Below are 7,566 nucleotides of genomic sequence, written 5' to 3' on the forward strand. Positions count from 1 at the left end.
GGTCGCGCCGACCGGTGGCTACTCATCACCCGTGAGGGAGTAGGCGCGCAGGCGGCGGCCGGCGAGGAAGACGGCGGCCACAGTCGCGATGACCAGGGCCGGAACGGCGAAGCCGAGCGTCACGTCGGCCTGCAGGAACGGCGAGGTGGAGATCTGGTCGGCGATCGACTGGGCCCACTGCTGGATCGAGAACTTGCGTGCGCCCTGGACGAAGCCGCCGACGAGGCTCTCCCAGACCAGGGCGTAGATGATGCCGACGGTCACCGCGTGGCGGGTGACGACGCCGAGCAGCAGGAAGACCGCGGCGTAGGCGACGCCCGCCACCAGGGCCCCCAGGGCGAACCCGGAGGCGATGCCGTCCTCGGTGCCCACCAGCAGCCAGGCCGCGAGGTAGGTCGGTACGGCGGCGAAGACGGCCAGCAGCGAGGCCGCGACCAGGAACTTGGTCTGGGCGATGACCGGGCGGGAGATCGGCTTGGACATCAGGTGGATGATCGTGCCGTCGTCGATCTCGGGGGCGATCACGCCCGTGCCGGCGATGAGGCCGAGCAGGGGCAGCATGGTCCCGATGGCGAACTTGTCCATCAGGAGCATGGCCGAGCGCTGGTCGGCGCTGCCGGCCAGGCGCAGGAGCAGGGCCAGGCCGAGCAGGGCGAGCGGCAGCAGGAGGAGCAGGACGATCCTGCGCCGGCCGAGCAGCGCCCGGTAGGTGATGCCCGCCACGACGGTGTTCATCATGAGGTGCTCCGGGTGATCAGGTAGGAGAAGACGCTCTCCAGGTCCTCGTCGGCGGGGGAGACCTCCAGCAGGCGGATGCCCTCCGCGCGGGCCACCCTGGGCAGCAGCCAGGCGAAGCGGCGCAGCTCGATGGCCCGCACCTCCAGCCCGTCGGCGCCGAGCGCGACGCCGCCCGCCGAGCTGTCGAGCATGAGGGCGGCGGCGAGCCTGCGGTCGTCGCTGGAGCGGATCCTGAACAGGTGGGGCCGGTCGGTCATCAGCCGGCGGATCTCGCGGAAGTCGCCCGAGGCGGCGTGCCTGCCGGCGACGAGCACCTCGATGTGCTGGGCGACCCGCTCGACCTCCTCCAGGATGTGGGAGCTGAACAGGATCGTCTTGCCGGCCGTGCCCATGGTGCGGATGAGGTCCATCAGGTGGAGCCGCTGGCGCGGGTCCATGCCGTTGAACGGCTCGTCGAGCAGCAGGACGGGCGGGTCGTGGACGAGCGCCGCGGCGACCTTGACGCGCTGGCGCATGCCCTTGGAGTAGGTCTCGACGCGGCGGTCCTTGGGCTCCTCCATCTCGACGATGGCCAGCGCCTTGCGGGCGGCCTCGACGGGGTCGGGCAGGCCCTGGAGCCTGGCCGCCGACAGGACGAACTGCCAGCCGGTCAGGAAGCCATACACCCCTTCCCGCTCCGGGACGAGACCGATATTTCGATAGATGTGATGGTTCTTCCAGACCCTGGTGCCGTCCAGGGTGACCGTGCCACCCGACGGGGCCAGGAACCCGGCCATCATGTGCAGCAGCGTCGACTTGCCCGCCCCGTTGGGGCCGAGCAGCCCGGTGACGCCTGGACCGATGGTCATGGTGACGTCGTTGACCGCGACGACGTTGCCGTACCAGCGCGAGGCCTGCGACAGCTCCATCTTCACCGCGAGGCCGCCTTCCGGTAGCGGAGCGCGAGGGCCGCCAGCCCGACGGCGATGAGCGCGACGACGACGAGGCCGCAGTAGGGCCCGGCGGGGTATTCGCCCTCGGCGTTGGGCGTCGTGCCGAACAGCCACACCTGCACGGCGTCGACCAGCCAGAACGGGTTGAGCAGCCAGGCCCACCTGGCGCCGGCGTCGTTGCCCGTGGACGCGAGCGTGCTGTAGACGATCGGGACCGAGGCCGAGGACAGCAGGTAGACGGCGATCACCGAGGCGACGCCCAGCCCGCGCCGGGGCGTGAGGGAGGCGATCGCCAGGCCGACCGACGACAGCAGCAACGACAGCAGCAGCCCGGTGACCAAGGCGCCGAGGTATTCCTTGGTCTGCGGCGGCCCGTCGAGGTCGATGACCAGCTCGCCCACGTAGATCAGCGTCACCGGCGCCGCGACCAGCAGGGACATCGCCGCGGTCATCGCGGCGACCTTGGCCCCGACGTACTGGGTGATGGTGACGGGGCGCGACAGGTAGAGGGGCAGCACCCGGAAGCGCAGGTCGGGCGCGACGACGGTGGGCGCCTGCGAGGCCAGGAAGATGGCCAGCACCGGCTGCATGAAGACCGCGAAACCGCTGTAGGGCATGCCGCGCCGCCCCATCATGGCCATCATCGCGATCGACACGATGGCGGGCAGCAGCATGACGGCGGCCAGGCTGAACGGCATGATCTTGCTGCGGGCCGTGCGGCCGAGCCCGAAGACGCCGCGCAGGCTGTGGACCGCCAGGGCGCGGGTCGAGTGGCCGGGGCCGAGCCGGGGCCCGTCGTAGTGGCGGTAGCCGATGTCGTAGATCTCAGACGACACTTTCGACCTCCTCCCTGAAGACGTCCTCGATGCGGTGGCGGCCCCGCTCCAGCCGGATGAGGCAGAGGCCGAGGTCGGCCGCCGCGTCGCGGATCGCGTCGAACGTCTCGGGACCGGTCGCCTTGACCAGCAGCAGCCGCCCGTGCGGGGTGACGGCGTGGCCCAGCCCGGTCAGCCTCTCGGCCAGCGGCCCGGTGCCCTCGTCGACCTCGACCGTGACGCTCTGGGTGGCCTGGGTGAACTCGCCGATCGCGGACGACCGCAGCAGCCGCCCGGCGTCGATGACGATCACGTGGTCGCAGACGCGCTCCAGCTCGCCGAGCAGATGGGAGGTGACGAGCACGCTGATGCCGAACTCGGTGCCGATGCGCCGGATCAGCGTCAGCATCTCGTCGCGCCCGCGCGGGTCGAGCCCGTTGGTCGGCTCGTCCAGCAGGATCAGCTTGGGGTCGTGGACGAGCGCCTGGGCCAGCTTGACCCGCTGTTTCATGCCGGTGGAGTAGCCGCCGACCGCGCGGTAGCGCTCCTCGGCCAGGCCGACGTGGCGCAGCACGTCGGCGGCTCGCTCGCGGGCGGCCGTGCGCGGCAGCCCGGACATGCGGGCGAGGTGGACCACCAGCTCGGTGGCGGAGACGTCGGGCGGGAGGCAGTCGTGCTCGGGCATGTATCCGACGAGCCTGCGGATCTCCGCGCCCCGCGTCGTGACGTCGAGGCCGAGCACCCGCGCCCCGCCCGCGGTGGGCGGGAGCAGGCCGAGCAGGATCTTGATGAGCGTCGACTTGCCCGCTCCGTTGGCCCCCACGAGACCGGTGACGCCGGGCCCGGCGGTGACCGTGAGCTGGTCGAGCGCCGTGACTGTCGGGAAGCGTCTGGTCAGCCCCTCGGTGTCGAGGATGTGCATGATCGGGACCCTACCCGCCGCCGCGGGGCGCCGCATCGGTCACACGGATGAGCCACGTCCTACTTGAGGCCAGAATCTGCGCTGTACGGCGAGCGTCGCGGTGCCGGCGAGCAGCATGCCGGCCACGTTCAGCGCGAGCTGGGCCACCGAGCCCGCGACCTCGGCCCACTCGCCGAGAGCCAGCGCCACCGCCACGTAGCCGGCGGCGGGCACCGTGGTCACCGAGATGAAGACGCCGATCAGCGCCGACGACTTGCCGCCGGTGACCGACAGCACCCCGGCCACGCCCGCCAGCATCGCCACGATGAACGACCACCGGTCGGGCTTGACGATGAACTGGACCTCCTCGTTGACCGCCAGGTTGCCCGGCCCGATCCACCCCAGCCAGTACGAGACCAGCGCGCACGCGTACGTCACCGCGATGGCCAGCGCGAACCCGACGACCAGCGCCCTGAAGGCGTTGACCACCAGGCCCCAGCCACGGTGCAGCAGGCCGAAGCAGATGGCCGCGATGGCGCCGAACTCCGGGCCGAGCACCATCGCGCCGACGATCAGGATGATGGAGTTCTGCAGCACGCCGATGCCCGCGAGCTGCGTGGCGATGGCCAGGAACGCGAGGTACGCCCAGGTGATCCTCGAATCGGCGTGGAGCCGGTGGGCGAGCTGTTCCCAGATCACCGCGTCGTCTGGGTCGCCCGGCGCCTCCTCGATCGCCTCCTCGGCGACCTTTGAGAACGCCAGGTCTATCTGCTCGGCCGCGATCGAGCCCTCCTCGCGCAGCCACGCGAGCTGCCCGATGACCTCGTTGGCCGATTCGCGGGCCACGTCGGCCTGGACGAGATCGCCCTTCGGGGCGCGGGCCGCGCCGGGCAGCACGACGACGTTGGTGACGCCCGAGCACTCCTGGAGCACGGCCAGCACCTCGCCGGTGCGGTCGCCGGGGCTGATCAGTCGCAGATGGAGCATCGGGCCATTGTCTTCCATCGAAGAGGCGGCGCGGCGCGGCTCAGGTGCGGCGCAGCCGTACTCGCCGGACCGAGTGGTCGGCTCCCTTCTTCATCACCAGGTCGGCGCGTCCGCGCGTGGGCGCGATGTTCTCGACGAGGTTGCGCTCGTTGATGTCGCGCCAGACGTCGACCGCGAAGTCCGTCGCCTCCTCGTAGGACAGGTCGGCGATGTACTTGAAGTACGACTTGGGGTCCTCGAAGGCGGTGCGGCGCAGCTTGTGGAAGCGCTCCACGTACCAGGTGCGGATGTCCTCGACCTTGGCGTCGACGTAGATGGAGAAGTCGAAGTAGTCGTTGACCGCGAGGGAGGTGGGCGGGGCGGGCTGGAGGACGTTGAGCCCCTCCATGATCAAGATATCCGGACTTTTCACGACCTGGTGTGCGCCGGGCACGATGTCGTACTCCAGGTGGCTGTAGACCGGCGCCAGGGCCTCCGCCGTGCCCGCCTTCACCTCCGCCACGAACCTGACCAGCGCCCGCCTGTCATAGCTCTCGGGGAAGCCCTTGCGGTGCATGATGCCCTTGGCCTCCAGCACCGCGTTGGGATAGAGGAAACTGTCGGTGGTGATCAGCTCGACGTGCGGGTGCTCCGGCCAGCGCGCCAGCAGCGTGTGCAGCAGCCGGGCCGTCGTGGACTTGCCGACCGCGACGCTGCCGGCGATGCCCAGGATGTACGGCACGCGCCGTTCCTCGTGGCCGAGGAACGCGCTCAGCACGCTGCTGCGCTGCTTGGACCCGGTGTAGTGCAGGTTGAGCAGCCTGGTCAGGGGGAGGTAGATGTCGGTGACCTCGACGAGATCGATGGGATCGTCGACGCCGCGCAGCTCTTCCAGCTCTTCTGCGGTGAGAGTCAAGGGCGTGTTCTTGCGGAGATCGCTCCACTGCTCCCTGCTCAGTTCCACGTAGCCGTTGTTCACCCAGGCAGCCTAGCGACGCCCGCCTGGCCGCTCTCGGCCGGGTGGGGCAGGTTGTCCACAGGCTGTGGACAGAAACGGGGGATTACCGAGACTCAGTTCGGGGAACGGCGCCCTGCCCTCTCATCGCGATCTCGCCGAATCCGGCATGTCATGGAAAATCGGCAGCTACTGTTCGGGGGAAGGAGGGCTTCATGGACCGTCGTCACTTCCTGGCCAGGACAGCCGCCGCGGCCGTCGGCTTCGCCGGGCCCTTCGCGGGCGTCGCGTGCGCGGGCGAGAACGGCGGGGCCAGGCCGGTGCGCGGCTACGGCCCGCTGCGCGCGGTGCCCGACCTGCGTGACGGCAAGGTCAGGCTGCACCTGCCCGACGGGTTCAGGTACCGCTCCTTCAACGCCGTGGGCGACACCTTCTCCGACGGCTCGCCCGTGCCGGGACGGCACGACGGGATGGCCGCGTTCCCCGGCCCGCGCGACACGGCGTACCTGGTGCGCAACCACGAGGTGAACGGCCCCGTCGGCGCGTTCGGCGACAAGGACCGCGCCTACGACAGGATGGCCGGCGGCGGGACGGCGACGCTGCAGGTCACCCGCCACGGCGAGGTGCTGAGCAGCAGACCCTCCCTCACCGGCACCATGATGAACTGCTCCGGCGGCCCCATGCCCTGGAACGCCTGGGTGACCTGCGAGGAGACCGTCAACGGGCCCGACGTGGGCGACGACTTCTCCGGCGGCGACAACTCCAAGCTGACCCGCAAGCACGGCTACATCTTCGAGGTGCCGCTCCGGGGCGCCGCGACGGCCAGGCCGATCAGGTCGGCCGGGCGGTTCGCGCACGAGTCGGCCGCGTTCGACCCGAAGTCGGGTGCGCTGTACCTGACCGAGGACTGCTTCGGCTTCCCGTCCGGCCTCTACCGCTACCTGCCGCCCGAGAGCCCGCTCAAGGCCGGCCGCCTCCTCGACGGGGGCCGCCTGCAGATGCTCGCGGTGCGGGGCTCGCCGCGCGCCGACCTCTCCGCCGGCCAGCGCGCCCGTACGGCGTACGAGACGCGCTGGGTGGACATCGACGACCCGGACCCCCGCTTCACCGGCAAGCCCTCGAACGAGGAGGCGGTCCAGGCCGTCGGCAGGCAGGGACGCGCCAAGGGGGCGGCGATCTTCTCCCGCCTGGAGGGCGCGATCCACCACCAGGGCACCGTCTATTTCGTCTCCACCCAGGGCGGGGCCACCGCGCCGGGCGACAAGCCGCCCTCCGGTTTCGGCAAGGGCCGGGGCCAGGTCTGGGCGTACGAGACGTGGAGCGGCCGGCTCAAGCTCGCCTACGAGTCGCCGCGGTCGTCGGTGCTCGACCTGCCCGACAACGTGACGGCCAGCCCGCGCGGCACGCTCGTGCTGTGCGAGGACGGCGACGGCGCCAACTACCTGCGCGGCCTCACCCGGCACGGCGAGATCTTCGACTTCTGCCGGCTGGCCGCGATCGAGGGCGACCCGGGGGCGGAGTTCGCGGGCTCCACGTTCGGCCCCGGCGGCCACACCCTGTACGTCAACGTCCAGTCCAAGGCGGGCACCTCGTTCGCCATCTGGGGGCCGTGGCAGCGCGGCGCCTTCTGAGCGCCGGGGTGGCGGCTAGCCTGGGGACATGATCCTGGGCATCGGGGTGGACGTGGTCGACATCGCACGGTTCGAGGCGGCGCTGGAGCGCACGCCGGGCCTGCGCGGGCGGCTGTTCACCGAGGGGGAGCGGGATCTGCCCCCGCACTCCCTGGCCGCCAGGTTCGCCGCCAAGGAGGCCGTGGCCAAGGCGCTCGGCGTGCCCAAGGGCGTCGGCCACCTGGAGGCCGAGGTGCGCCGCGACGAGGACGGGCGGCCCGAGGTGCACGTGACGGGCAAGGCGGCCGAGGTCGCCTACGGGCTCGGGGTCAAGCGATGGCACCTGTCGCTCAGCCACGACGCGGGCGTGGCCGTGGCCTACGTGATCGCGGAGGGATAGCTTCGGACCCATGCTCACCGCCTACACCGCCGACCAGATCCGGACCGCCGAGCGCGAGCTGATGGCGCGCCTGCCCGAGGGCACGCTCATGCGGCGCGCCGCGTCCGGGCTCGCCGCCGTCTGCGCCGCGGTGCTCGGCACCGTGTACGGTGCTCGCGTGCTGCTGCTCGTGGGCGGCGGCGACAACGGCGGCGACGCGCTGTACGCCGGAGCCGGGCTGGCGCGGCGCGGGGCCCGGGTCGAGGCGGT

The 7,566-nt window shown here is 71.3% G+C and carries 8 protein-coding genes and 1 pseudogene; 3 read left to right on the forward strand and 6 right to left on the reverse strand.

Annotation, left to right across the window (positions count from 1 at the left end; translation table 11 throughout):
* Nucleotides 1–18: 18 nt before the first annotated feature.
* From DQW85_RS10785 to coaA, 6 genes and pseudogenes are all read right to left on the reverse strand, one after another.
* Nucleotides 19–738 carry an ABC transporter permease subunit gene (locus DQW85_RS10785; protein WP_240197079.1) on the reverse strand — a complete coding sequence of 240 codons (720 nt, stop codon included), beginning with the start codon at nt 736–738 and terminating at the stop codon, nt 19–21.
* Nucleotides 735–1,652, reverse strand: coding sequence for an ABC transporter ATP-binding protein (locus DQW85_RS10790; RefSeq protein ID WP_240197080.1), 918 nt, complete (start codon nt 1,650–1,652; stop codon nt 735–737). Before DQW85_RS10790 ends, DQW85_RS10785 begins: the two co-directional genes overlap by 4 nt.
* Nucleotides 1,649–2,506: an ABC transporter permease gene (locus DQW85_RS10795; RefSeq protein ID WP_113700208.1), complete on the reverse strand. Its 858-nt coding sequence runs from the start codon at nt 2,504–2,506 to the stop codon at nt 1,649–1,651. Before DQW85_RS10795 ends, DQW85_RS10790 begins: the two co-directional genes overlap by 4 nt.
* Nucleotides 2,496–3,314, reverse strand: a pseudogene (locus tag DQW85_RS10800) (ABC transporter ATP-binding protein); the annotation flags it as partial. The gene DQW85_RS10795 and the pseudogene DQW85_RS10800, both read right to left, overlap by 11 nt.
* A gap of 132 nt (nt 3,315–3,446) precedes the next feature.
* Nucleotides 3,447–4,373 (reverse strand): DUF389 domain-containing protein, encoded by a 927-nt coding sequence (locus tag DQW85_RS10805; RefSeq protein ID WP_113700209.1) that lies wholly within the window; start codon nt 4,371–4,373, stop codon nt 3,447–3,449.
* Between the two features lie 40 nt (nt 4,374–4,413).
* Nucleotides 4,414–5,316 carry a type I pantothenate kinase gene (coaA, locus tag DQW85_RS10810; protein WP_113700217.1) on the reverse strand — a complete coding sequence of 301 codons (903 nt, stop codon included), beginning with the start codon at nt 5,314–5,316 and terminating at the stop codon, nt 4,414–4,416.
* A 206-nt stretch (nt 5,317–5,522) separates the two neighbouring features.
* Here coaA and DQW85_RS10815 point away from each other — a divergent pair, with 206 nt between their 5' ends.
* From DQW85_RS10815 to DQW85_RS10825, 3 genes are all read left to right on the forward strand, one after another.
* Nucleotides 5,523–6,938, forward strand: a complete 1,416-nt coding sequence (locus tag DQW85_RS10815) for a PhoX family protein (RefSeq protein WP_113700210.1) — start codon at nt 5,523–5,525, stop codon at nt 6,936–6,938.
* A gap of 28 nt (nt 6,939–6,966) precedes the next feature.
* The gene (locus DQW85_RS10820) at nt 6,967–7,317 is read left to right on the forward strand and encodes a holo-ACP synthase (RefSeq protein WP_113700211.1); all 351 of its coding nucleotides are present in this window, start codon (nt 6,967–6,969) and stop codon (nt 7,315–7,317) included.
* A 10-nt stretch (nt 7,318–7,327) separates the two neighbouring features.
* Nucleotides 7,328–7,566, forward strand: a 239-nt coding sequence (locus DQW85_RS10825; protein WP_275888194.1) for an NAD(P)H-hydrate epimerase, incomplete at its 3' end; no start/stop codon positions are given.

The sequence above is a fragment of the Nonomuraea lactucae genome, from assembly GCF_003313395.1.
Classification (GTDB): Bacteria; Actinomycetota; Actinomycetes; order Streptosporangiales; family Streptosporangiaceae; genus Nonomuraea; species Nonomuraea lactucae.